This is a genomic window from Staphylococcus massiliensis CCUG 55927 (assembly GCF_000298075.1).
Classification (GTDB): Bacteria; Bacillota; Bacilli; order Staphylococcales; family Staphylococcaceae; genus Staphylococcus; species Staphylococcus massiliensis.
This window is the reverse complement of record NZ_JH815593.1, coordinates 1369344-1394020: the sequence shown is the minus strand read 5'-3', so window position 1 is coordinate 1394020 and position 24677 is coordinate 1369344. Positions and strand designations below refer to the sequence as shown.

The window sequence follows — 24677 nt, the reverse complement described above, 5'->3', positions numbered from 1 at the left end:
GTGAGAATAGCAATTTTAAGTTCTGTAAACGTTAAACACATGACTTTAATATCACATTATTTAGAGAATATAGATTTAAATAAGCATCAGGTTGACCTTATTTATGCGGATAAACATGGCGTAGATGAGTACGTTGAAGGTGTACGAAGATATAAATTTAACATTCAAATAGACCCTGATTGGTCGAAACTAAGAAAAATTAAAACTTATTTAGGTTATAAAAATAAAGTACTAAAACTACTTGAAGCCAATGATTACGACTTCGTAATAGTATGGGGAAGTTATACCGCACATCTTTTCAGTAAGATTTTAAAGCGCAAATACGAAGGAAAGTACATCATTAATATAAGAGATTACTTTCATGAAAAGAATCCAATCATTAAATTCTTACTCAAGAGGCTTATTGATAAAAGTAAATTTGTAACTTTATCTTCGGAAGGTTTTAAAACTTTTTTACCTAAATCAAATAAATACTTTGTTATTTATAGTGCTAATCACAATATAATTAGCGAAGCCCGAATTGAGCGTAATTTTAAACGTGAAAAACCTTTAAGAATTTCATTTATCGGTAACAATAGATTTTTTAACGTACACGAGAATTTATTAATGAAATTGAAAAATGATGATCGTTTTGTACTGCAATATTTTGGTACAGGATCTGAGAGGTTAGCTCAATTTGCTAAAGAGAATGATATTAATAACGTAAAATTTCTTGGTGGTTTCCCAATTGAAGAGACACCGAGACTACTTGATGAAACTGATATTTTAAACAACGTTTATGGCAATAATGATATAGCATTAGATACTGCTTTATCAATTCGTCTTTACTATGCAATATACTTAAGAAAGCCTATTTTAACCTCGCCAAATACATTTACGAGTAAGAAAGCACATGATTTAAGTTTAGGGTTTGATGTGAATCTTGAGAATGACAAGCTCGGAGACGAAATTTGGGATTGGTATTCTCAAAAACTATATCAAATAGTAAATCATAAGGTTGAAAAAGAAATAAAAGAAATCGAGAATCGAAATACACGATTATACGACGAGTTAAAAAAGGTGGTGGAAGATGAAGGTTTATAAATTACTACTTTACTTACTAACTATACTAGCATTGATAATTCAAGTAATTGTAGATATCAATTATACTTTAGCTTTGCCGCTAGTGTATTTATTAAGTTTAAGTATTTTGAATTTCACCCCTAAAGATAACTTCATTGTTCTAAAAGTTTCTTATGAATTATTAGGATTTATTAGGCTAGTTAACATTCCATTTCTAATAACTTTAACTAAAGATGACAAAGTAGATAATCTACCTTTAGGATACTCCGTTATTAACCAAGGTTATACCTTAATGGGGATAGAGTATGTAATTGGTGCTTTAACTATCTTAATATTATCAAATTTAATAAAAGTAAAGAAAAATCGACTTGAAGATGTAAACTTATTAGGTTCTAAAGTTTTCTATAGCTTATTTATAATCATTGCTATTGGAATTCTATTAGTAGTACCTGGGATTAAAGAAGGTTTATCATTCACTTTTATTAAAACAACTCAATCTGGACGAGAAAGTGAACAGCTACCCTCCTATATCGTGCTACTAAGAATGTTTTTTCAATTTGCGATGATACTATTATTTTTATTATTTAGCTTTAAGAATTATAAAAAGTACGTTATAAATCCTAATATTAAATACTTAGTTATACCTTTACTGTTAGCTAGTATTAATATTTCTATAATAGTTGGCGAAAGAAGAAGTTACCAAATTTATACGTTGCTAGCTATAGTAGGTATAATAACTCTGCTATTTAAAAAGCACAGTAAGATAATTAATAAAATACTTATATCTATAGGTGGTTTAGTATTTATAGGTGTCACTTTATATAAGGAACTTTATATTTTTAAATATGCTTCGTATCAACAAGCTTTATCATCAAATTCATTAGGTCAACTAAAATTTGTCGACACTTTACAATCATATTTTTATGGACCACATAATATAGGATCTTTTATCAAATATAGTCAATACTTTGATGTGACTTTTGTAGACTTTGTCCTAGATATAATTCGATCGATTTTTGTACTTAATTTTTTTATTAACGAAAATTATCTGCTACTAAGCCAGAGATTTAATTTGTTGATGTATGACAATGAACAAATGACGGGTCACTTGATATCAAGTAGTGCTTATGGTTTTTCGATATTTGGCTATGGCTTCGGAATAATAATTATTTTAAATATTTTCTTAATAGCTTTAGTTGAATATATTGCCAACTTAAATAAGTACTTAGAAATAAAATTTATATCTTACTATGTATTAATGAGATTCACTTTTAGTACATTCTCTAATACACCCCAACTACTAAGTCACGCAACTATGGTAATTGGAGTTTTTGGAGCTGTGGTTATAGTAAGTTACCTATTAAGAAAGTTAAGTGGTTCTCTTATTCTTACTAAATCGATTAAAGGTGATTTTTATGAAGAATAAGTTTTTAAAAGACTCTTTTTTATTAGTTATATCAAGTGCTATAGCACAAATAGTATTGATCTTTAGTGTGCCAATAATATCTAGAATTTATTCCCCAGAACAATTTGGTATATTTACCTTATTTAATTATCTAGCTTTAATATTTATACCTGTAATAAACGCTAGATTTGATTTGCTTATTATAAATTCTAAGACTACTAAAAAGGCAAACGCAATAGCTCAAATTTCAATAATGATAAGCCTTATTATAATAATATTTACTATCCTAGCTGGGGTAGTTGGTTCAATAGTATTAAAGGGATATTATCTAGAAATAATTTCTTTTGTGCTTTTACTAGTTTTCGTTAGTTTAACTAACATTTTTACGAGTTATCTTAATCTAAATAAAAAGTATTTTCATATTAGCATTATTAATATCACTAGAACTTTACTTATGGTCATTGTCCAAATAGCATTTGGTTGGTTAACTCATAATAGTTTAGGTCTGGTTCTAGGCTTCACTTTATCTTATTTAGCTGGGATTATAATAGGTTTTAAAGAATTTAAAAAGCACTTTAAATTAAACAAGAATATTAGATATTTGAAAAAAGTGTTTAAATTACATTCTAATCAATTATTTTACTCTACCCCTTCTATAATCATTAATAGCTTAACGTTTAGTGTAACTGTTTTTATAATAGGACTAATGTATTCAACAAAGGACGTTGGCATTTATGGTATGGCAACAAGAATACTTAATGTTCCTATAGTAGTCGCAGGTATGGGGTTATCAAAAATCTTTATGCAAAAAGCTAGTGAAGATTATTATAAATTTAATAACTTTAGACCGGTATTGCTTAAATTCTCTCTAGGGTTATTTTTCCTTGGTTTAATAGCATATGGACCATTACTTTTATTAAAAGAAGAGGTAGTTTTATTATTCTTAGGTCGCGATTGGTTAGAGGTAACAATATTATTCATACCATTTGTAACTCTATATGTGACAAGACTAATCGTCTCTACAATATCATTAGCTAACATCGTTATAAATAAGCAACATATAGACTTGATATTCCAAGGAGGGACGCTTGGTTTAACGATAGTTTCTAGCTTAATTAGTTACATCTTGGGATTAGATTTTCAAAGTTTTGTATGGTTGAATTCATTAACTGTAACTGTTTCATTTATAACATTTTATATTTATATATTTAAAAAATCTAAGAAGGCCATATAACTTCTTTTATAATAGGAGATTATCTATGAAACAAAAACGTCTACTTATTTTGTGTCAGTATTTTTATCCGGAATATGTCTCTTCAGCAACATTACCAACTCAATTAGCAGAAGATTTAATTAGTAATCAAATGAAGGTTGATGTAATTTGTGGATACCCAAGTGAATACAGTAAATCAAGACGTGTTCCTTACAAGGAATTGTTTAAAGGTATTCGTATCAAACGCTTAAAGTATTTCACCTTCAATAATAAATCTAAAATAGGGCGTATCCTTAATTTCTTCTCATTGTTTATACGATTTTGTCTAGAGACACCACGGATGCTGAAGTATGATCATATTCTCGTATATTCGAATCCGCCTATATTACCTTTGATACCTGATGTGCTTTATCGTCTTTTTAAAAAAAAGTATTCTTTTGTGGTATATGATATTGCGCCAGATAATGCGATTAAGACTGGAGCTACCAAACCTGGTAGTATGATTGATCGGTTGATGACTTATATTAATAAACATGTATATCAGAACGCATCAAATGTTTTTGTACTAGGTTCTGAGATGAAAAATTATTTATTGAGTCAAAAAATAAGTCAGAAACCTGAAACGATTCGTATTACACCTAACTGGTACGATAATAAAGGACTTAAAGACGAAATAGTTTATAATCAAGAGTTCCAAATGCTTCGTGAGCAGTACGACAAGATACTTTTATATAGCGGTAATATGGGACAGTTACAAGACATGGATACTATCCTAGATTTCTTAAAGCTCAATCAACAAAACAGGAATGTACTCACGATTCTATGTGGTCATGGGAAGAAGTATCAAGCTGTTAAAGACTTTATCGAACGTCATCAAATTGAAAACGTTCGGTTATATGATTTCTTAACTGGTACGGATTATTCAGATGTATTAAAAATTTCTGATGCGGCTATTGTCTCCCTTATTAAAGAAGGAATTGGATTAGGTGTACCAAGTAAGATTTATGGTTATCTTGCTGCTAAAAAACCGTTAATCACAATTATGGATGCTTCAACTGACATCGTACAACAAATTGAAGAATATCAAGCGGGTGTTCATATACCTAATGAAGCCGCAACCCAAATGCTGAAGTTCATTGATCTAACGAGCCGTGAAAAGCTCAAACAAATGGGAACTAAGGCATATGAACTTTATGAAAAGCATTACACGCGTGAAAAAGGGACAGCACGTTATTACCAATATTTAAAGTAAGGGGGTAAATGTATGAAACGATTATTTGATATCTTAAGTACGTCTTATGCAATTATTGTATTCTCTCCAATTTTGTTAATTACTTCGTTATTTATAAAACTTGAATCGAAAGGCCCAATTATTTTTAGGCAAAAGCGCCCAGGTCTTAACAACCAAATTTTTGAAATTTATAAGTTTCGCTCAATGAAGGTAGATACACCCAATGTAGCTACTGACAAAATAGATCCTAGTCTATATATTACTAAATCAGGTAAGTTCATACGTAAAACTTCAATAGATGAACTTCCTCAATTATTTAACATCTTAAAAGGTGAGATGTCTGTAGTTGGACCTCGACCTGCTTTATATAATCAATATGAACTTATTGAAAAGCGAACTAGAGTAGGTGTGCATAAAGTTAAACCGGGTTTAACAGGATTAGCTCAAGTTATGGGGCGTGATGACAATAATGACGATCAAAAGGTTATGTACGATAAATATTACATTGATAATCAATCCTTTATGCTAGATATGTTCATCATATATAAGACAATACGTAATACATTGACTTCAGAAGGAGTTTCTCACTAATGGCTAAACGCATTTTAATTACTGGTACTAAGGGTTACATTGGTTGTGCATTAGAAAAACATTTTAAGGATTTAGGACATGATGTTAAGCGTTTAGATGTTAAGTCGCCTACTTACTTAGCACAGAGTTTTAAAAGCTTTGATGTTGTCATTCATACGGCTGCTATCGTGCATAACAACCTAAAGAATGCTTCCATGCTTGATTATATGAATATTAATTATCATTTAACGCGCAAGATCGCTGATAAGGCTAAACAGGATGGCGTATCTCAATTTATATTCTTTAGCACTATGAATGTTTTTGGACTACTTGGTGGGGTTGGCTATGAAACGATTATTACTAAAACTACGCCTACCAACCCTCAAACTGCATATGGTATCTCTAAAGGTTATGCTGAAGATTACTTAAGACAAATTGAAACAAATCGTTTTAAGGTGAGCATTGTAAGACCTCCTATGGTATATGGCAAAGATGCACCAGGTAATTTTGCTAAACTTGAAAAAATAGCGCGTTTAGGTTCGTTATTTCCTAATATTCATAATCATCGCAGTGTCATTCATATAGATAACTTAACTCGCTTTGTAGAGACACTCGTGTACGAACAAGCTAGTGGCATCTTTCACCCACAGGACTTTTCATATATGTCGACGACTGAAACGATTCACGATATTCGCATGTTAAAAGGTAAGCAACTGAAAACGTTCCCTGTATCTAAAGGGCTTTTCAAGATGATGAATAAAGTACCAATGCTTAAGAAAGTTTATGGTAATTTAGTTTACTCACAGAATATTGATAAACCACAAGATTATCGTAAAGGGTTTATTGATTTCGGTGACGCGCTTAAAAAGACGATTCGCTAATTCTAAAAAATAAAAGAAAGCGATAAAAATTTGTGGTACATTATTATTAACTAAATTAGATTGATGGAGGAGAACAATGGCAGCAACTTTACCAAATTGTCCGAAGTGTGATTCTGAATATACTTATGAGGATGGTGCCGCGTACGTATGTCCGATGTGCGCATATGAATGGACGGAGGATTCACTTAAGGAAGAACAAGAAGCCGCGCTGATTAAAGATGCGAACGGCAATGTATTAAATGATGGCGATGATGTATCTGTAATTAAAGACTTAAAGATTAAAGGTGCGTCTTCTGTCATTAAACAAGGTACGAAAGTTAAAGGTATTAAACTTGTGGATCCTGATGACGGTCACGACATCGATTGTAAGGTACCGGGCGTTGGCCAAGTCGGTTTAAAATCTGAGTTTGTGAAAAAGTTATAAAGAAGTTAGAGACCTTGAGTTGAATTTAAACTCGGGTCTCTTTTTTTTATAGGAAGTTTGAGTACGTTTCGTTATAATTAAATTAAGTTAAAGGGGGATACTATCCATGGCGAAGGAATTAAATCCTAAAGTATATGCCTATATTGAGAAGGAAGAGAAGTGGCATGAGGAATTTAAGTTATTGCGTGAAGCGATTTTAAAGTGTGATCTAGATGAGGATGTTAAGTGGAATCATCCTTGTTATACATTAGATGGTAAGAATATTGTATTGATTCATGGATTTAATGATTATTGTGCGTTGCTTTTCCATAAGGGTGCATTAATTGACGATAAGAAGCAATTATTAATTCAACAAACGAAGCATGTTCAATCTGCGCGTCAAATGCGCTTTAAGAGTGTTGAAGACGTGAAGGCAGTCTTTGATGAGATTCCAAAGTATGTTGAAGCGGCTATTGAAGTTGAGAAGAAAGGTTTAAAGGTTGAGAAGAAGGGCATGTCTGAGGAAGATTTCCCTGAAGTATTGCTTGAGGCCTTTAAAGAAGACGAAGACTTTGAAGCGGCGTTTAAAGGTTTAACCCCTGGACGTCAACGTGCGTATGCACTCTTTATTGGTGGTGCGAAGCGTGAGGCGACGCAGAAATCACGTCTTGAAAAGTACTACGATCATATTCTAGATGGTAAAGGTATAAACGATAAATAATTTTGAATCCAACTACAACGAGAGGTGAACATCATGATAACTTGGATTATTGTTTTATTGTATGTAATGCGTTGCTTTATGTTAGGTGTGTCTGAGTGGCATGCCAGAGCATTAAAGCAGCACGGTTTAGAGGAACTTAAAATTGAAACGTCGATGAAGCTTGAACTCATTTGTCATATTTATTATTTATGTACGATTGTGATGACGCTCATTGTGAAACCGTCATATACGATGAACGTTGTGATAGGGCTCGTGCTTATCACGATAGCTTATAGTTTATGGTTTTATATTTGGTACATATTACATGAAACGTGGGCATTGCGCTTGTTTAAGGTGCCGAGTGGGATGCGCGTGACGGACGGGGTGTACAAGTTCGTACGACACCCTGAGTACTTTATCGTGACACCACTTGAAGTTCTAGGAATCATGTTCATTTCGCAAACATATTTTAATATATTGATTATGATTCCATATGTATTTTACATGTGGTTTCGAATTAAAGACGAGAATGCAATGTTAAAAGAAAGTTTCTAAAGGAGTCGGTATTGATGGCGAACCGTAATTTGCTTGAAATAGATGGTATCATGTCACAATGGATCTTAGAACTACCTGATTTTGTAGCCAAGAAGATGGAAACGTTTGAAGTGGGAACGAAGTTAAGTCCTACTGATCTCGTGACAAGTCTCGATGAAGATATCCAGCGTGATTTTGAAGCGTTAATCGATGAACACTTTCCAGATCATCAAATTGTTGGTGAAGAGAAGGATAATTCAGGCATCAACATGAACCAGGGTTATGTTTGGATTATCGACCCGATTGACGGCACGACAAATCTTGTTAAACAACAGGATGACTACTGTCTTGTGTTAAGTTTATTTATCGATGGCAAGCCGTCATTAGCCTACCATTACGATTTCGTGAACCAGAAATTCTATAAAGCAGTTGATGGCGAAGTGCCTACAGTGAATGGTACTGAAATCAAGACGCCTTTATTACCATCGTTAGCAGATTCGTTAATTTCATTTGATCCTGAGCCTGCCGGCGGTCTCCTCACTGAAAAGCTCATTCAAGCATCGTTTGGTTTTCGATACGAAGGTGCAGGCGGTATTGGTGCGATGAAGATTATAAACGGGCAAATTGGAGCGAGTATCGATTTCTATGCGAATGTTTGGGATATGAGTACGCAGCTATTGTATGCCGAACAACTTGGTTTAGTAATTTCTGATTTAAAAGGAAATCCGATTGATTTGAATCATGTGAAAGGTGCGGTATTTGCGCATCCAGATGTATTTGATGATGTGATCAAGTTAATTAATGAGTAATAAGGTAAGGCGTGATTGTCGAGGCATATCACGTCTTTTTAATTTGTAATTATATTGGATATGTAGAGTAGGTAATGCTATAGCTCGGTGTTAATGAGACTGTGTAATACGGTAGCATTAATTTATGAAAAGGTTTAATAGGAAGCAGTTTTTGGAAAACTGCTGTCCTTTTAGGAAATATATAAGAAGTAGTTTACGGAAATAACGTAAGTATTGATTAAACCTGTTATACCAGATGTTTGAAACTTGATGAGCGAACCATCATCAAGTCTCAGAGCGTTTGAAACTTGATGAGCGAACCGTCATCAAGTCTCAGGGTGTTTGAAACTTGATGAGCGAACCGTCATCAAGTCTCAAGGCGTTTGAAACTTGATGGTGAAATCGTAATCAAGTTTCAAGGCATGTGTAATTTCGTTTATTTCTCTGAATCAAAGTTGAAGAAACGTGTGTAACACGTTTCACCATTATTATATAAAAAGTAAACGCGTGCTCATTGAAAGCACGCGTTCATTTATTAATCATGATGAAGTTTACGATCGAAGAAGTCTTTTGTAAGACGTTTAACTTGTGGTGCTAAGATGAGGACGGCGATAATGTTTGGAATTAAAACGATTGCTAATGCTAAATCGAGTAATTTCCATAACTCAGTACCTACACCATAGCCACCAATAATAATTGAAGCAAGGTAAACGAGTTTCATAATTGCACTAGCTGTCATACCGAACAAGAACTCCGCCATACGTGTTCCATAATAGATAATAACGATAACAGTTGAGAACACGAAGAATATCATTGAAATCGATACAATCGAACTACCGATACCACCAAAAGCGTGTTCATATGCTCGTGCAGTAAGTGCTGCTGAATTCTCTTTAGCGTCACTTTCTTTCCATACGTCTGATACAAGTACGACGAAAGCTGTTGTACTACAGATGACGATTGTATCTACGATGATTTCACTGATACCCCAGAATGCTTGGCGTACAGGGTGGTCGGTCTTAGCTGCAGCATGTGCGATAGGTGATGTACCTAGACCTGCTTCGTTTGAATAGATACCACGTGCGAATCCCCAACGAATGGTTGCCGCTAGTGCTGCACCGAAACTACCTCCAATTGCCGCGTCTGGTCTAAAGGCCTTTTCAAAGATGAGGGCCACAATACCAGGTAAGTGTGCGATGTTCATGATAATAATGACGAAACCTAGGATGAGGTAGAGGCCTACCATGATGGGCACGAGGAATTCTGTGAATGTCGCGATACGTTTAACGCCGCCGAATACAACGAGTGCTGCGATTACAGCGATGATGATACTTACGATGCCAGCGTCTACGTTAAATGTGTCACTCACGGTACCTGAAGCTGAGTTCCCTTGTACCATAATACTTGGAATGATTTCGATCATTAACGCGAATGCGAAGATAGAGGCGAAGACTTTACCGACTGAATTATTCTTGAAGCCTTTCTTCATATAATGCGTTGGACCGCCGACGAATTCGCCTTTCTTATTCTTCTCACGGTAGTGAATACCGAGTACGTTCTCACTAAATTTAAGTGCCATACCTAAGAAGGCGATGACGATCATCCAGAAGACGGCACCTGGTCCACCCATCATGATCGCGGTAGGTACACCGATGATATTTGCCGCACCAACTGTTGATGATAGTGCGGATGTTAATGCTTGCCTTGGTGTGATGGTACCTTCACCTTTAGGCGTCTTGTTAATGCTTCCGAAAGTTTGCTTCATAATAGTAGGGAAATGCCTAAATTGGATGAACCCTAAATAGATGGTTGTAAACAAACTTGCGAGTAGCAACAATGAAACAAGTGGGTAGCCCCACAACCAATCTGAAAAAGCTACGATTTTCTCCATGTTGATGACCCCTTTGTCATTTAAATCACAACTTGAAAATTTCTCCCTTTGAATCGTGATTTACATATATATCCCCTTTATTAAATATATGTAATTATTTTTTTAAAGAATTAAAGTGATAAAATTACACGTTCAAGTTGTATTATCAATTATTATACCAATATTCTTTTTAAATAAAAATGCTTATTTTAAGTAAAATTCTATTTATCCAAATTTTCGGAAAATATCGAAAAATAGTGAATAATTGCAAAAACGGGTTATTCAAAAAATCGTCATAATTTATTTTTTTACATATTTACATCACCGCTTTATTGTGATAAAGTTTGGCAGTATTCAGTGATGACACGCTTTAACGCGTTAAATGATTTCACAAATTGTAAATTCAATGTTAAAAATGTGAATTTAAATTTAATAAAGTGTATTTTTATACATAGCACTCATTTGTCAGCGCTTTCATTTAGTTGTACACTATGAGTGGTAAAGAAAAGAATAGAGGTCTAGAAAAGAGGTAAGTAAAAAATGAATATTATTTTAGGAATTGGAACATTAATTCTAGTGTTACTCGCTATGACATTGTTCCTAAATTTCGCTCCAAACGGAAAAGTTAGTTTACAGGCATTATCTGGTGCAGCTTGTGCAACGTTTTTACCCCAAGCGTTCTTAAGCTATGCGATAGGTGGCGTGTTCCACATCGAATTTTTCCAAACTTTAGGTGACTTAGCAGGAAGTCTAAGCGGTATTGCTGTTGGTATTCTAACATGTTTAAACATGAAAGTATCGCCAGTATTCGCAGTTATTATCGGTTTAGTACTTCATGATTTCAAATTGTTACCAGCTTTCGTAGCAGCTTACTTAGTTGCGTTCTTAATTAAATTCTTAGAGAAGAAACTTCCAGAAGGTATCGACTTAATCGTAGTGATCTTAGTTGGTCCAGCATTAGCATTTGGTATCGCGACATTAATCGCTCCAAGTGTAACAGCTGTCTTAAAACAAATCGGTACAGCCGTAACATCTGTAGGTGACGCTAACCCTTACGTCCTTGCAATCGTGTTAGGTGCTATCATTCCTGTAGTTGGTATGACACCACTAAGCTCAATGGTATTTACAAGCTTACTTGGTTTAACAGGCGTACCAATGGCAATCGGTGCATTATGTTGTATGGGTAGCTCATTCGTAAACTTCGTTATGTTCAAGAACTTAAAAATTGGTAATCCTTCAAAGGCTTTTGCTGTAGCAATTGAACCATTAACTCAAATTGACTTAATTGCGAAGTATCCAATTCAGCTTTATGGTGCGAATGCAATCATCGGTATGGTTAACGCATGTATCGTAACAGCATTTGGTTTAGTCGTTGGTGTGACAGGCATGGCAACACCTATTGCAGGTGCAATCGTATTATTTGGTTTCAACAATGCCGTGACATCTATTATCACAATTGTTATTGTGGCTATTACAAGCTTAGTACTAGCTTTCATTATTTCAAAAGGTATGCAAAAAATGAATTTCAACTTTAACTTAAAAATGCCTCATTTTAAGAAACAAACAAATTAATTTTATGGGAGTGTTTATAAATGGCACGTACAAAAAACTATCAAAGTGCTTTTGACATTATCGGCCCAGTTATGATGGGACCATCAAGTTCTCATACAGCAGGCGCTGTAAAAATCGGTCAATCTGCTTTAGCAGTTCTTGACGCTGAGCCTGAATCAATTACAATTCATTACTACGAATCATTCGCAGAGACACATCAAGGTCACGGAACTGACCTAGCTATTATTGGTGGATTATTAGGATTTAGTACTTACGATGAACGTATCAAACATTCATTTGATATCGCAGAAGAGAAAAATATTCCAATCGAAATCATCGAAGAAAAAGGTACAAGCTTAGGTGAACATCCTAACTGTGCATTAATTAAAATTGATGCTGGTGATCGTCACGTAGAAGTTAACGGTATCTCAATCGGTGGCGGTATCATCAAGATTAAGAGTATCCACGTTAACCAAAGCTGTATTCTTTTAAATCACACTCCACCATTATTAGTAGTAGATGGTAAAAGTGATATCTCATCAGTAAACCACTTAATTAACGATTTAATTGAAAACAATATTGATATTAATGAAGAAATTAAAACAATGAACAAAGATAAATGTTTACTAGCACTTCATTTGAACAAAGGTATATCAGAAGACTTATTAAATAAGATTAAAGAAAAATATTCGAGATTACATTTCTCTTATATTCAATAAAGGAGAGATTTCAATGTTTGATTCAATTCAAGAAATTATTGAGTATGCGAATAAACACAATATGACTTTTGCTGAAATCATGATTCAACATGAAATGGATATGAGACAAATGTCTCGCGAAGACGTAATTGGTCTTATGCAAAAGAACTTAGATGTTATGCGTGATGCTGTAGAAAAAGGTACAACAGGCGAGGGCGTTAAGAGTGTTACTGGTTATACAGGACAAGATGCCATCCGTGTTCAAAAATATTTAGAAAATAACCACGCATTATCAGGTAATGAAATGATCGAAGCAGTTAAAGGTGCTGTAGCTACTAACGAAGTTAACGCAGCTATGGGTATCATTTGTGCGACACCAACTGCTGGTTCATCAGGTACTATCCCAGGTGTATTATTTAAGTTAGAACAAACACACGGTTTAACAAATGAACAAATGATTGAATTTTTATTTGCATCTTCTTTATGCGGTATGGTTATCGCGAATAATGCCAGTGTTGCAGGTGCTACTGGTGGTTGCCAAGCTGAAGTTGGTACAGCTTCAGCAATCGCATCAGCTGCAGCGGTTCAAACATTTGGCGGTACACCTGACCAAGCTGGTCACGCTTTAGCAATTAGCTTAAGTAACTTATTAGGTTTAGTATGTGACCCAGTTGCAGGTTTAGTTGAAATTCCATGTGTAATGCGTAATGCAATCGGTTCAGGTAATGGTCTTATCTCAGCTGACTTAGCGTTAGCTGGTGTTGAAAGTAAAATTCCTGTTGATGAAGTTATCATGGCTATGGACAAAATTGGCCGTAACTTACCAGCGTCATTACGTGAAACAGGTATTGGTGGCTTAGCTGGTACGCCAACTGGTGAAGCAATCAAAGCTAAAATCTTTGGTGATAAGAAAGAAGAATCACAAGAAAAAGACCCAGTAGAAACACTTTCTTAATAGAAGTAACGATATAAAATAAAGACAGTGATGTGACTCATTCGAGTGCATCACTGTCTTTTTTATGTGCTTTACGCGTTACTCGGGTAATCGTCTCTCTTTGAGTTTCCTCTTCAGACTCCTTTTTACGCAGCTCAATATTTAATTTGACGTAATAAACGATAAAGAAAATCATCAAACTGACTGACATAGATTTAAGTAATAAGTTTAATGATGATCCTTCGGTCGTTAAATATACCGTTAATGTCGTATTGACGACAAATGCTAAAAATATAAAAGCGAGTTGTTTAATCATACCCCTCATCCCCTTAGCATCATTCTATAGTTTATTTATAAAACAAGCAAGTCAATTTTTAAATTTTCTGAAAAATAAAAGAGCGGCACGTTTATATAGGAGTCGTATAAACGTGCCTGTTTCTTTAATGATAGGTATCCATATTAGACGTATAGGGATGTGGGAGGGTTCCTTTGTAACCCAACTTCATTCTATCAAAATATTTAGAAAATAAATGTAGACAAATTCTTATCATTGTGTGTCATTTTATTGAATAAATTGAAAAAAATATAAGTAACAAGATTGCTATAACATTATTTGAAACTATAAACTTTTGTAAAATATAGTTTTAATATAAATAATGTTGTAATAAAAATGTAATATTAATTTTCATGAAAAATAGTTACATTTAAAGAGGTATACAGTAAAATATATAGTGCAAAACAACATATACATAAAGATAATGTTGTTATAAAAAATGGAGGTAAATTAATGTCTAAATTGAAAAGAAATGGAAATAAGAATTACTTACCAAATCAGTTAAACAAATACTCAATTAGAAAATTTTCAGTAGGAACTGCTTCAATTATTGTCGGTGCTACTCTATTATTCGGAGCAGGACAAGATGCTAAAGCTGCGGAGGCAGTGTCAATTGAAGAGTCGAACAAAGACGCATCTTCGGCTGAAACACCTACATCAACAGAAGAACCTGCAACTGTGGAAAACACTACAACTGAGGCTTCTACAGAACAACCAAGTACAGAAGAGGCCGCTACAACAGAAGTAGCAAGCACTGAGAAGGTTTCAACAGAACAACCTTCAACAGAAGAGAAAGCTAGTACAGAAGAAGTTTTAACTGAGCAACCTTCAACAGAAGAAAAAGCTAGTACAAAAGAAGGTTTCAACAGAACAACCTTCAACAGAAGAGAAAGCTAGTACAGAAGAAGTTTCAACTGAGCAACCTTCAACAAAAGAGAAAGCAAGTACAGAAGAAGTTTCAACTGAGCAACCTTCAACAGAAGAGAAAGCTAGTACAGAAGAAGTTTCAACTGAGCAACCTTCAACAGAAGAAAAAGCAAGTACAGAAGAAGTTTCAACTGAGCAACCTTCAACAGAAGAAAAAGCAAGTACTAAAGAAGTTTCAACTGAGCAACCAACAGAAGAAAAAGCAAGTACAGAAGAAGTTTCAACTGAGCAATCTTCAACAGAAAAGAAACCTAGTACAGAAGAAGTTTCAACTGAACAGCCAGCAACTGCTGAAAGAGCTGCAACTTCAGAACCAACTACAAACTCAGTAGTATCATCAACTGAAGAACCAGCTTCAACTAAAACTGCTACACGTTCTACAGTATCAGCACCAGAAGCTAAAGAATCTTTAGCTACTACTGATAACAAAGAAGCTTTCGTTAATAACTACATTGATTCAAGTTACGATGTTGAAACAGCTAAAGCTGTTAAAGAAAACTTAAATGTAGACTACGCGAATGCTACAGATGCTGAAATTGAAGAAGCAATTCAAGCTGCTGCATTAATAGCTATGGCTAATAGTCCTGAAGCGCCTGTTGCTACACCTGCGATTGCGCCTAGAAACGTCGCAACAACATACAATATGAGCAATACAACTGATAATTATTTAGCAGGTTTATCAGCGACCACAGGTTCTAATGTTAACGACATAATTCAAGTTACTAGCGCTTCGATAACACAAAATTATATCGAGCCAAATAATAGTGGTAATTTTAAGTTAGAAAGTTCTTTTAAAACTTTAGGCCCTGTAAAAGGTGGAGATTATTTCACTGTAAAAATTGATGAAAATGTTTCCATAGATGGTGATGCTGATTATAGTAAACTTAACAATGAGCAAATCATGGAGTTAGTAAACTCTGAGGGTTATAAGGTAGCTGATGGAGTATACAATACAGAGACTAAAGAACTTACTTACACATTCACAGACTATGTTAATAACAAATCAGAAGTAACTGGTTCATTTTCTTTATCACAATTTATTGATCGCAAAAATACTCAAGACAGTGGTATATATAATTTAAATTATAATATTGCAGGAGAATCTTTAAACGAAACGTTAGAAGTCAATTTTGGTGATGTTGCACAAGGTAATGGTGTTCAAAGTATAACTTCTATGATAACAGACGTTGACTACGAAAGTGGCTCTAATGATTATACTCAATATATTTATGTAAATCCCCAAGACAATGAACTTTATAATGCCAACGTTATTCTTCAAGGCTATCTAGATGATCCTAGTACAAGTAGTGGTCAAATAAACACTGACGTGACTGACATTCAAGTGTTTTACGTAGATCCTACTGATAAATTAACAGAAAGTTATTACGTAGACGAGTCTAATTATGAAAATGTTTCAAATAATCTTAATATTTATCAAGATGGGCAAGACAGAGCTATAGTAGAGCTTGGAAATATTAGCCAACCGTACATTATCAAAGTAACAAGTAAATATGATGAATCTGGTAATCCTTTAAAGTTGAGATCTATTCTTGAATCTTCAGACGTATATGGTAATAGAGGATCGTATTTCTGGGATAATACAACAATTGTTACTGGAAATGAAGGTAACGCAGATGGCGTAAATAAACGATACAACTTAGGTGATTTCGTTTGGGAAGATAGCAATAAAGATGGTATCCAAAATAGTAATGAAAAAGGAATCTCAGGAGTAGAAGTTACCCTTACAAAACCAGACGGTACAACAGTAAAGCAATACACAGATAACTATGGTAATTATATTTTTAATAATTTAGAAAATGGAAATTACACGGTTAACTTCAAAACACCGGAAGGTTACGAAGCAACAGTTGTGAATAATGGTGACGATGCCCTAGATTCAGACGGATCAAGTGTAGAGGTAACAATCAATAATGCGAATGATTACACGATTGATTCAGGATATGTAAAACCTGTTGTAGAAACACCTAAAGATCCAGCGAAATATGAATTAGGTGACTATGTATGGGAAGATAGTAACAATGATGGTATTCAAAATAGTAATGAAAAAGGAATCTCAGGAGTAGAAGTTACTCTTACAAAACCAGACGGTACGACTGAGACAACAACAAACGATGAAGGTAAATACAACTTCACAGGTTTAGAAAATGGAAATTACACAGTAAACTTCAAAACACCGGAAGGTTACGAAGCAACAGTTGTGAATAATGGTGATGATGCCCTAGATTCAGACGGATCAAGTGTAGAGGTAACAATCAATAATGCGAATGATTACACGATTGATTCTAGTATGACGGGCAACTCGTTAAAAGCGCTTTCTTTATGCAAGCGCTCTGAAATCTTGTGGGCATCCTTACCGATAGGACCGCAGTTCAAGACAGGCGCAGAAATTGCTTCAATATCATCGGCTGCAATTACATAAGAATAATTGTAAACCGGTGTTTGGTCGACGAAGGTATCGATGTCTTCTAATGAGGCATCTTTGCGCACGTAACTTAAATCGCAAATACCGTTGAAGTAGTGCAGACGCTTACTTTCGCGATTAAATCTTTCAGCTGACGTCGTGCGAATGGTTTCTAAGATACTTTCGACTTCATCGTTATACGACGTATTCACTGACGGGTAATAAGGCGGTGCGAAGAATGTGACCATCGCAGGTCCGATTTCACGACAACGGTGCATCAGTGTGTCTACAAGATGAATCGACTGCATATGCGTTTCAGATTGTGCTTTCAAGCATTCGTCGATAATAGCATTTACGGCGTCGGCACCGAGTTTTTCAGTCGCATATGCCTTAAGCTCCTTATAAGAAAGGACTTTGATAGTGACTGGCATATCATAATTCGCTTGAGCCATGATGTCTTGATAACGCGCTTCACAATACTTTGCGGCTTTCTTCACAATCTCTTGGAACTTCGCGTATACCGTCTCAGGCGTTTCCTTAAACGTGAATACATTATAGAGTCCAATTGTTCGAAACGGCGTTTGAACGTCGTAATGATGCTTAAGATTCGTATTCATCAACGACAGAGGAAGTGGCGTTACTTCGCCTTCAAATTCCTCTTGAAAGGCCGTATTGTACTCCATCTCCTGATTCACAAAGCTAAACATGAAGTTCGAACTCACGCCGTTTAGCGGGTTGCCGACATGCGTTTCGCGCCCGTAGCACAGTACCGCTGGCATTAACTTACCAATCGTACCTGTGTACGCATAATGGCTATTGTCATCTGACGCCTGCTGGAACGTTGGTTCGCCGTTTAAATGTAATTTAATCTCGAGGTCATGTGCCTCTTTAATACGTCGTAAAGCCTTAACCGCCGTACGCATACCGAGCGAATTGACTTCCTCATCAGGCACCGTAACAAGGACTAAATTAACATCCCATGCTTCTCTAATGGCCTTTTCAATGAGTGACATATGTAACATCAGCCCGGCCTTCATATCCATCACACCACGGCCAAAGATGTAATCACCGCTCTCAAAGTCCTTCAAACTTTCTTGGTTCAGTAGTGTTGGTTCCTCCTTGAAAAGCCCTTCCAAGTCAGCACTGTCGAATGCGCGTGATTCGGTTGTGCCGAAATCTTCGACACCTACTGTATCAAAATGGCTAATGAGTACAATCGTTTGTTTCGAAGTAGGTGCTTTATAATGAACGAGGACGCTATGACGTGCGTCATCGGCTGGTTCTAAAGTGATTTGATGTTGACGTTCTTTAAAATAATCGAGCTTCATCATCAAGTCTCTTACAAGATAAGGAAATGATTGTTCACCTTCTGAAAATGTAACAGATTGATGATTGATTAGGCGTTGCAGTAAATCATAACGATCTTCAGGCGTTTGCCATAATGCTGTCATGTCTTTCACTCCTTGGTAGTTAATGAAGGTTTACATATATTGTAAACTATTTAGAAAATTCTCACTATTTTAAAATATATACTTTTTTACTAAACTTTTCAATGATGAGTTGTATTCTGACTTAAAGTTAAAGAAATATTTCATATAATTATTTTAATTTTCAAAGAAATAAATAACTTTAGTTGTCTTTAAACGGTTGTTTCATATAAAATGAAATTAGTTGTTATTAAATGGAGGAAAGTGTATGACTCGTGTAACGAAAGCAATTATACCTGCTGCAGGACTTGGCACACGTTTCTTACCGGCAACAAAAGCAATGCCTAAAGAAATGTTACCAATCCTTGATACGCCAACGATTCAATATATTGTTGAAGAAGCGGCAGACGCAGGAATTGAAGACATTATTATTGTTACTGGTAAACATAAGAGAGCGATTGAGGATCATTTTGACATTCAAACAGAACTTGAAATGAACTTAAAAGCGAAAGGGAAAGAAGACATACTTAAGAAGGTACAGTATTCTTCTGAACTTGCGAATATCTTTTATGTACGTCAGAAAGTTCAGAAAGGGCTAGGTCACGCAATTTGGATTGCACGTCAATTTATTGGCGACGAGCCTTTTGCAGTGTTATTAGGAGATGACATCGTCGTTTCTGAGAAACCTGCGATCAAACAATTAATTGAACAATACGAACATACTGGTAAATCTGTAATTGGCGTTCAAGAGGTCCCGCGTGAAAAGACACATCGCTATGGTATCGTTGACCCGAAAGACCAAAAAGAAGGTTTATACGAAGTTAACCAATTCGTTGAGAAACCGGAACCAGGTACAGAACCTTCTAACCTAGCAATTATGGGTCGCTATGTCTTATCACCACGCATCTTCGACTACTTAGCTGAACACCGTATTGGTGCAGGCGGCGAAATCCAATTAACAGATGCGATTGAAGCACTAAACCAAGAAGAACAAGTTTACGCTTACCAATTCGACGGCAAACGTTATGACGTCGGTGAAAAAATTGGCTTCGTTAAAACAACTTTAGACTTCGCATTAAAAGACCCTAAAATGAAAGACGAAGTTCGTTCATACATGAAATCATTACTAGATGAATAATTGAGATAAGAGCCTTGAAGCATGCGTGCTTCAAGGTTCTATTTTTATGTTTAGAAGTGGTGCTTGAAGCGACGGCGCTTCAAGTTTCCGATCGAAGATTTAAAGAGGGGGCTTGAAGCCATTGGGGCTTCAATATTTCATTCGAGCAATTAAAGAAGGAGCTTGAAGCTTTGAGCTTCAAGTTACCTATTTGAGAATTGAGCAGAAGGTATAAGGGTTGGTATAGGTGGTACGGGCAATTTCGGATGCTGAAGTTGGTTTACATTGTTATAGCAGTATATAAAACAGCCGGGTAGCGGCCGTTGTGCGAAAGAAAATAAAAACAATCGCATAAGGGGTCCGTTACGCGAAAGAAAAATGAAACAATCGCATAAGGAGGCCGTTGTGCGAAAGAAAATAAAAACAATCGCATAAGGACGCCGTTACGCGAAAGAAAAATAAAACAATCGCATAACGACCCCGTTACCGTATATAAGTCTAAATCAATACTTACCGAACGATTTAAATAATGAGAAATTTTCGGTTTCGAAAATTTTCCTTATTACAAAGACAGAGTTAAACAATGTAATAAGGACGCCATGTTACAAAGACAGAGGTAAACAATGTAACAAGGAAGCCATGTTACAAAGACAGAGGTAAACAATGTAACAAGGAAGCCATGTTACAAAGACAGAGGTAAACAATGTAACAAGGAAGCCATGTTACAAAGACTGAAGCAAACAATGTAATAAGGAGCGCATGTTACAAAGACTGACGCAAACAATGTAACATGGCGACTATATATCATAAACTGTATATCCTCACTTAAAATATTTTGAACAACATAAGTCAAACCTAAAAATTTCACCCGATATCGCTTAAAGTAAGTCTATTAGACACTTAGTCCTTAACTTACCCAGTGATATCGGGTGTTTGTATATGTTCATTGCTTTTTAGATAAGAAGAATCTGTCGCCTTCAACTTCTTTGTTGTCCCACTCGGGTTTGTACTCGAGTTCTAACCATTCAGCTAATTTGATAGCTGCAATGTTCTCAACGTCGGTACGTACGAGTAAACGACGGTTCAACTGTAATTTTTCTTGTTCCCATTTCAATACGGCGCTCAGTGCTTCTTTACTATAACCTTTGCCGGTATAGTCGGGGTGTAAGCGGAAGAACACATTTAAGAATGTTTCGCCTTCGACTTCTTTATGACCGATGCCACAAGCGCCGATGCATTTGTCTTCTTCTTTTTCAATTATCATGAAATAACCGTAGCCATGTTTAGACCAATGTTCTTGCCATAAACCAATCATTTCTTTGGTTTCATCGGACTGGCTATGAATATTTTGAGGGGTGTATTTTGTTGCGACGGGATTTGAATGAATGTTAAATAAATCCTCGTTATACTTTACAGAAGGTTGTATCAAATTAAGATGTTTTGTTTCGATCATAATCTTACACTCCTTTTTTAACGTAGTACATTGTCACTATATACAAAAATTAGAAATTTTTAAAAAGATATGGTCTAGACCTTTCGTGGGATATATGTAAATCGCATGCAACCGCATGATATCAAGTGTTGTAACGCTTGAATTCAAATCATTTATATCGCTTATTTTCATGTTAAATCAAGCCTTAGAATGTTTGTTTATATCGCTTATTCTCGTGATAATCCTGCCTTGGAACGATTGTTTATATCGCTTATTCTCATGCTAAATCTAACCTTGCGTCGGTCGAATTGTAATCTTGCTAATAACATGCACCCGCGCGAAATCATACATAACCCAATACACTTTCACCCATACTAACTCACATCGCTTAGCTTGCCAGTGACTCCCCTTGAAAAGCCATACCTTTTCTTACCCCCATTTTCAAGAAATAAAAAAAGTTGAAGCTTAAATGTTACATAAGCTTCAACTCAATAAACTTTATAAGATTGCATTTGAAAGAATCGCATTTAGATGCTTGATATCAGTCTTCTTATCAAGTAGGAAAGCTAACGGTGGTGCTGCAGCGACATATAGTTTTAATTCTGCGTCGATGTCAAAGCGTCCCGCATTCTCCACTGAAAAGGACTTAATTGAACTATAAGGAACTGTGCGAAGTTCCATCTTCTTACCACTAAAACCTTGTTTATCAATAATTAACAGGCGTTTGTTGGTGAAAATGAGTAAGTCGCGCAGTAGCTTAAAGGTCTTTTCAACGTGCTCATTCTCTATAAGAAAGTCACCAAATTCTTGTTCAACGTCGCCGGGATGCATTTCACTCGCGCTACCGAGTAGTTCATCGAATAAACCCATATATGATCACTCCTTTTGTTAAAAGTATGTCAAAAAATAAGCAAGTATGCAACTAAAGTGTTCCATACTTGCTTGATTTAAGCTCGATTAGCTTACTGCTCTATCTGCTTGAACTAAACCATTACCGTACCACCAAGGGTTACCAAGTGGTTCTGCAGTTTTGTTCATGCGTGCACGGTGTTGGTAAGTTGTTTCGTTTGGATATTTTTGTTCGATTAATGCTGCTACACCAGCGATGTGTGGTGAAGCCATTGAAGTACCGCTCATAGCACCATAAGTGTTGTTAGGTGTAGTAGATAATGTGTCTACACCAGGAGCTGTGATTTCGTTAGCTGGACCTGTACATGAGAATGGTGCACGGTAGTTGTTACGGTCACTTGCCGCTACTGACATAACTTGTTCATAACGACCAGGTAATTTGATGTTATCGCCTGTACCTTGAGGGTTACCATAGTTACCTGAAGCAGCGATAACTGCGATACCGTTATTGTTAGCGTAACGGGTTACGTCACGGATGAATTGAGAATCTTGACCTACATATAATGAAAGGTTGATAACGTCTACGTTGTTTTGAACAGCCCATTCGATACCGCGACCGATTGTTACGTAGTCACCATAACCTTGGCTATCTAAAACTTTAGCTGAGTGAATATTAGCATCTGGTGCTACACCTACAACTCCATAGCCGTTGTCTTTAGCAGCGATTGTACCCGCAACATGCGTACCGTGTCCTACACCGTCGTATGATGGGTCGCCATTAGCGCCGCCGTTAAATGCTGAGAAAGAATTAACTACATTTAAATCTTCGTGACTAGCGTCTACACCAGAGTCTACAACTGCTACATCTACGCCTTTACCAGTTACACCTTGATTATGTACTTGAGGTGCGTGGATGTTTTGTAAACCGTAAGGAATACGTTGAGCTGACATACCGCTACCTGATGATTTACCTTTCATAGGATCAACTTTAGCAGTTTTGTTCTTTTCAACGAATTCAACGTGAGGATGTTTCTTAAGTTGTTTCGCTTTCTTGTCAGATAATTTAAGTTGATACACGTTGTCGTAATCAAACTTATGTTTGATATCTTCTTTAGAAAGACCGTTAGCTTTTAATAAACCATTGCCAGCTGGTCCATCAAATTTCACGATGTACGTTTCATCAGATGCTTTTTTGTCGTTCTTGCTGTTGTCATTACTTTTAGCAAAAGCACTTGTGCTAACAAGTAATAACGTTACGAACATTGCAACTGTCGCAAATAATACTTTCTTCATTAAAAGACCCCATTTCTATTCTATCTTTTAAGGTACATGTATTAATATAGGTTATTTTAGAAAAAGAAACAATACGAATATTTAATTTTATAATAAACTTTATATTTAGGGGTTTTTGTTAATTCTGTGTAAAAATCACTATTTTACAAAAATAATTAATTTTTAAAAAATGGTTATAAAATAAATTTAAAGGTTATTTACTCATGTGTAATTTGTTTGAGACGACGTAAAGTTTCAAAGTTCGAACTTACAATACCGATATGACGCTTATGATGATTTAACTTTAAATATGAAAGGTTTCGATAAGTTGTGTTTGTATAAGAATGAGGCACGATACTTATCGCGTGACTTGTAATCAGCTTCGTAAGCATTGATTCAAAGCTTCTATAATAATGTATATTGGTCGCATCCATTTTAAAATGATGGCTTAAATAATTAAACGTGTCGCACGGCGGTTCAAGTAATAACAAGTTATAATTTTTAAGTGAACTTAAATCTTTTATTGCAGTTTTATTTAAAGGATGTGTCTTTGAAAGCACGAGCGTAAAAGGTTCTTTGTAAAGTGTTTCATGTACATATTGTCCCTTTTCAAAAAGGCTTAAATCCCCCACGATAGCGTCGTATGCCCCCTGGTTGAGCTTTTCCTTGAGGGTAAATGAATTATTCTCAATCGCGATATCAAGTTGTTGAAGCTGGTCTAAATTTAAGAATTGCGTCATATAATATAATGAGAAGCTTGGTAGGACGCCGATTCTAATGCGTGACCACGATGCAGTTTTGAGCGCCTGTTGTAGCTCATCTAGTTCATGTTGAATGACTTGAAATGATTCAAGCACGCGTTTGCCATCCTCGTTTAAAAATATTCCTTTAGATGAACGGTTAAATAAGACGGTATCGAAATGTGCCTCAATGAGTTTGATGCGTTTACTGAGTGCTGGCGTTGTCATATTAAGTCTTAAAGATGACTTCGACAGGCTATTAGTTTGAGATACATCTATAAACGAACGTATCGCATCAATGTCCACTTTTATCACTC

The 24677-nt window shown here is 35.5% G+C and carries 23 protein-coding genes and 1 pseudogene; 16 read left to right on the top strand and 8 right to left on the bottom strand.

The genetic code is table 11. The features are described from left to right. The 10 genes from A33S_RS0106900 to A33S_RS0106855 all read left to right on the top strand — a co-directional run bounded on the left by A33S_RS0106900 (window position 1) and on the right by A33S_RS0106855 (window position 8808). Window positions 1–1083: a glycosyltransferase family protein gene (locus tag A33S_RS0106900; RefSeq protein WP_017176669.1), complete on the top strand. Its 1083-nt coding sequence runs from the start codon at window positions 1–3 to the stop codon at window positions 1081–1083. Further along, complete coding sequence (locus A33S_RS0106895) at window positions 1070–2488, top strand: hypothetical protein (RefSeq protein WP_017176668.1); 1419 nt, start codon at window positions 1070–1072, stop codon at window positions 2486–2488. Before A33S_RS0106900 ends, A33S_RS0106895 begins: the two co-directional genes overlap by 14 nt. Next, window positions 2478–3701 carry a lipopolysaccharide biosynthesis protein gene (locus A33S_RS0106890; RefSeq protein WP_017176667.1) on the top strand — a complete coding sequence of 408 codons (1224 nt, stop codon included), beginning with the start codon at window positions 2478–2480 and terminating at the stop codon, window positions 3699–3701. Before A33S_RS0106895 ends, A33S_RS0106890 begins: the two co-directional genes overlap by 11 nt. Before the next feature lie 25 nt (window positions 3702–3726). Further along, window positions 3727–4932, top strand: a complete 1206-nt coding sequence (locus tag A33S_RS0106885; RefSeq protein ID WP_017176666.1) for a glycosyltransferase family 4 protein — start codon at window positions 3727–3729, stop codon at window positions 4930–4932. A gap of 12 nt (window positions 4933–4944) precedes the next feature. Then, the gene (locus tag A33S_RS0106880; RefSeq protein WP_009384724.1) at window positions 4945–5502 is read left to right on the top strand and encodes a sugar transferase; all 558 of its coding nucleotides are present in this window, start codon (window positions 4945–4947) and stop codon (window positions 5500–5502) included. Further along, window positions 5502–6362: an NAD-dependent epimerase/dehydratase family protein gene (locus A33S_RS0106875; RefSeq protein WP_009384723.1), complete on the top strand. Its 861-nt coding sequence runs from the start codon at window positions 5502–5504 to the stop codon at window positions 6360–6362. The genes A33S_RS0106880 and A33S_RS0106875 overlap by 1 nt, the downstream gene beginning before the upstream one ends. 76 nt (window positions 6363–6438) lie before the next feature. Beyond that, window positions 6439–6786 carry a zinc ribbon domain-containing protein YjdM gene (locus tag A33S_RS0106870; protein WP_009384722.1) on the top strand — a complete coding sequence of 116 codons (348 nt, stop codon included), beginning with the start codon at window positions 6439–6441 and terminating at the stop codon, window positions 6784–6786. A 106-nt stretch (window positions 6787–6892) separates the two neighbouring features. After that, the gene (locus A33S_RS0106865; RefSeq protein ID WP_009384721.1) at window positions 6893–7486 is read left to right on the top strand and encodes a YdeI/OmpD-associated family protein; all 594 of its coding nucleotides are present in this window, start codon (window positions 6893–6895) and stop codon (window positions 7484–7486) included. Window positions 7487–7519: 33 nt separating this feature from the next. Then, a complete protein-coding gene (locus A33S_RS0106860) occupies window positions 7520–8020 on the top strand; it encodes an isoprenylcysteine carboxylmethyltransferase family protein (RefSeq protein WP_009384720.1) in 501 nt (166 codons plus the stop codon). A 14-nt stretch (window positions 8021–8034) separates the two neighbouring features. Next, complete coding sequence (locus A33S_RS0106855) at window positions 8035–8808, top strand: inositol monophosphatase family protein (RefSeq protein ID WP_009384718.1); 774 nt, start codon at window positions 8035–8037, stop codon at window positions 8806–8808. Window positions 8809–9322: 514 nt separating this feature from the next. On the opposite strand, the gene A33S_RS0106850 is transcribed toward A33S_RS0106855, so the two are convergent. Further along, entirely contained in the window at window positions 9323–10678 is a 1356-nt protein-coding gene (locus A33S_RS0106850; RefSeq protein WP_009384717.1) for an alanine/glycine:cation symporter family protein, read from the bottom strand. A 519-nt stretch (window positions 10679–11197) separates the two neighbouring features. Between A33S_RS0106850 and A33S_RS0106845 the strand changes: the two genes are divergently transcribed. The 3 genes from A33S_RS0106845 to sdaAA are packed head-to-tail and all read left to right on the top strand — an operon-like array spanning window position 11198 to window position 13861. Beyond that, entirely contained in the window at window positions 11198–12229 is a 1032-nt protein-coding gene (locus A33S_RS0106845) for a PTS sugar transporter subunit IIC (protein ID WP_009384716.1), read from the top strand. 20 nt (window positions 12230–12249) lie between these two features. Further along, window positions 12250–12927 (top strand): L-serine ammonia-lyase, iron-sulfur-dependent subunit beta, encoded by a 678-nt coding sequence (sdaAB, locus tag A33S_RS0106840; protein WP_009384715.1) that lies wholly within the window; start codon window positions 12250–12252, stop codon window positions 12925–12927. Between the two features lie 13 nt (window positions 12928–12940). Beyond that, complete coding sequence (sdaAA, locus tag A33S_RS0106835; RefSeq protein ID WP_017176665.1) at window positions 12941–13861, top strand: L-serine ammonia-lyase, iron-sulfur-dependent, subunit alpha; 921 nt, start codon at window positions 12941–12943, stop codon at window positions 13859–13861. Between the two features lie 37 nt (window positions 13862–13898). On the opposite strand, the gene A33S_RS11690 is transcribed toward sdaAA, so the two are convergent. Next, window positions 13899–14156: a hypothetical protein gene (locus tag A33S_RS11690; RefSeq protein WP_009384713.1), complete on the bottom strand. Its 258-nt coding sequence runs from the start codon at window positions 14154–14156 to the stop codon at window positions 13899–13901. Window positions 14157–14627: 471 nt separating this feature from the next. On the opposite strand from A33S_RS11690, the gene A33S_RS12585 reads away from it, so the two are divergent. Next, the gene (locus A33S_RS12585; protein ID WP_009384712.1) at window positions 14628–15071 is read left to right on the top strand and encodes a YSIRK-type signal peptide-containing protein; all 444 of its coding nucleotides are present in this window, start codon (window positions 14628–14630) and stop codon (window positions 15069–15071) included. Here the strand turns inward: A33S_RS12585 and A33S_RS0106820 are convergent. Continuing rightward, window positions 15003–15530 (bottom strand): hypothetical protein, encoded by a 528-nt coding sequence (locus A33S_RS0106820; protein WP_017176664.1) that lies wholly within the window; start codon window positions 15528–15530, stop codon window positions 15003–15005. The genes A33S_RS12585 and A33S_RS0106820 overlap by 69 nt on opposite strands. 142 nt (window positions 15531–15672) lie before the next feature. On the opposite strand from A33S_RS0106820, the pseudogene A33S_RS11685 reads away from it, so the two are divergent. Beyond that, window positions 15673–17370: pseudogene (locus A33S_RS11685) on the top strand (SdrD B-like domain-containing protein); the annotation flags it as partial. Window positions 17371–17390: 20 nt separating this feature from the next. Here the strand turns inward: A33S_RS11685 and A33S_RS12500 are convergent. Then, window positions 17391–18974, bottom strand: a complete 1584-nt coding sequence (locus A33S_RS12500) for a M20/M25/M40 family metallo-hydrolase (protein WP_026048974.1) — start codon at window positions 18972–18974, stop codon at window positions 17391–17393. Window positions 18975–19218: 244 nt separating this feature from the next. Between A33S_RS12500 and galU the strand changes: the two genes are divergently transcribed. Further along, window positions 19219–20088 carry a UTP--glucose-1-phosphate uridylyltransferase GalU gene (gene galU, locus A33S_RS0106805; protein WP_017176662.1) on the top strand — a complete coding sequence of 290 codons (870 nt, stop codon included), beginning with the start codon at window positions 19219–19221 and terminating at the stop codon, window positions 20086–20088. 922 nt (window positions 20089–21010) lie between these two features. Here galU and A33S_RS0106800 read toward each other — a convergent pair. The 4 genes from A33S_RS0106800 to A33S_RS0106785 form a co-directional block, all read right to left on the bottom strand. Further along, window positions 21011–21520, bottom strand: a complete 510-nt coding sequence (locus tag A33S_RS0106800; protein WP_009384704.1) for a GNAT family N-acetyltransferase — start codon at window positions 21518–21520, stop codon at window positions 21011–21013. A 477-nt stretch (window positions 21521–21997) separates the two neighbouring features. Further along, on the bottom strand, window positions 21998–22369 hold the full coding sequence (locus tag A33S_RS0106795) for a PH domain-containing protein (RefSeq protein WP_009384702.1): 372 nt from the start codon (window positions 22367–22369) through the stop codon (window positions 21998–22000). An 87-nt stretch (window positions 22370–22456) separates the two neighbouring features. After that, the gene (locus A33S_RS0106790) at window positions 22457–23641 is read right to left on the bottom strand and encodes a S8 family peptidase (protein WP_009384700.1); all 1185 of its coding nucleotides are present in this window, start codon (window positions 23639–23641) and stop codon (window positions 22457–22459) included. Between the two features lie 197 nt (window positions 23642–23838). Then, a complete protein-coding gene (locus A33S_RS0106785; protein ID WP_009384698.1) occupies window positions 23839–24666 on the bottom strand; it encodes a LysR family transcriptional regulator in 828 nt (275 codons plus the stop codon). Between the last annotated feature and the right edge of the window lie 11 nt (window positions 24667–24677).

Coding starts and splice junctions, on each gene's coding strand:
- A33S_RS0106880 (WP_009384724.1), top strand. CDS start 4,945: ATGAAACGATTATTTGATATCTTAAGTACGTCTTATGCAATTATTGTA.
- A33S_RS0106895 (WP_017176668.1), top strand. CDS start 1,070: ATGAAGGTTTATAAATTACTACTTTACTTACTAACTATACTAGCATTG.
- A33S_RS0106795 (WP_009384702.1), bottom strand. CDS start 22,369: ATGGGTTTATTCGATGAACTACTCGGTAGCGCGAGTGAAATGCATCCC.
- A33S_RS0106850 (WP_009384717.1), bottom strand. CDS start 10,678: ATGGAGAAAATCGTAGCTTTTTCAGATTGGTTGTGGGGCTACCCACTT.
- A33S_RS0106855 (WP_009384718.1), top strand. CDS start 8,035: ATGGCGAACCGTAATTTGCTTGAAATAGATGGTATCATGTCACAATGG.
- A33S_RS0106875 (WP_009384723.1), top strand. CDS start 5,502: ATGGCTAAACGCATTTTAATTACTGGTACTAAGGGTTACATTGGTTGT.
- A33S_RS0106890 (WP_017176667.1), top strand. CDS start 2,478: ATGAAGAATAAGTTTTTAAAAGACTCTTTTTTATTAGTTATATCAAGT.
- A33S_RS11690 (WP_009384713.1), bottom strand. CDS start 14,156: ATGATTAAACAACTCGCTTTTATATTTTTAGCATTTGTCGTCAATACG.
- A33S_RS0106845 (WP_009384716.1), top strand. CDS start 11,198: ATGAATATTATTTTAGGAATTGGAACATTAATTCTAGTGTTACTCGCT.
- sdaAA (WP_017176665.1), top strand. CDS start 12,941: ATGTTTGATTCAATTCAAGAAATTATTGAGTATGCGAATAAACACAAT.
- A33S_RS0106885 (WP_017176666.1), top strand. CDS start 3,727: ATGAAACAAAAACGTCTACTTATTTTGTGTCAGTATTTTTATCCGGAA.
- A33S_RS12585 (WP_009384712.1), top strand. CDS start 14,628: ATGTCTAAATTGAAAAGAAATGGAAATAAGAATTACTTACCAAATCAG.
- A33S_RS0106870 (WP_009384722.1), top strand. CDS start 6,439: ATGGCAGCAACTTTACCAAATTGTCCGAAGTGTGATTCTGAATATACT.
- sdaAB (WP_009384715.1), top strand. CDS start 12,250: ATGGCACGTACAAAAAACTATCAAAGTGCTTTTGACATTATCGGCCCA.
- A33S_RS0106860 (WP_009384720.1), top strand. CDS start 7,520: ATGATAACTTGGATTATTGTTTTATTGTATGTAATGCGTTGCTTTATG.
- A33S_RS12500 (WP_026048974.1), bottom strand. CDS start 18,974: ATGACAGCATTATGGCAAACGCCTGAAGATCGTTATGATTTACTGCAA.
- A33S_RS0106790 (WP_009384700.1), bottom strand. CDS start 23,641: ATGAAGAAAGTATTATTTGCGACAGTTGCAATGTTCGTAACGTTATTA.
- A33S_RS0106865 (WP_009384721.1), top strand. CDS start 6,893: ATGGCGAAGGAATTAAATCCTAAAGTATATGCCTATATTGAGAAGGAA.
- galU (WP_017176662.1), top strand. CDS start 19,219: ATGACTCGTGTAACGAAAGCAATTATACCTGCTGCAGGACTTGGCACA.
- A33S_RS0106800 (WP_009384704.1), bottom strand. CDS start 21,520: ATGATCGAAACAAAACATCTTAATTTGATACAACCTTCTGTAAAGTAT.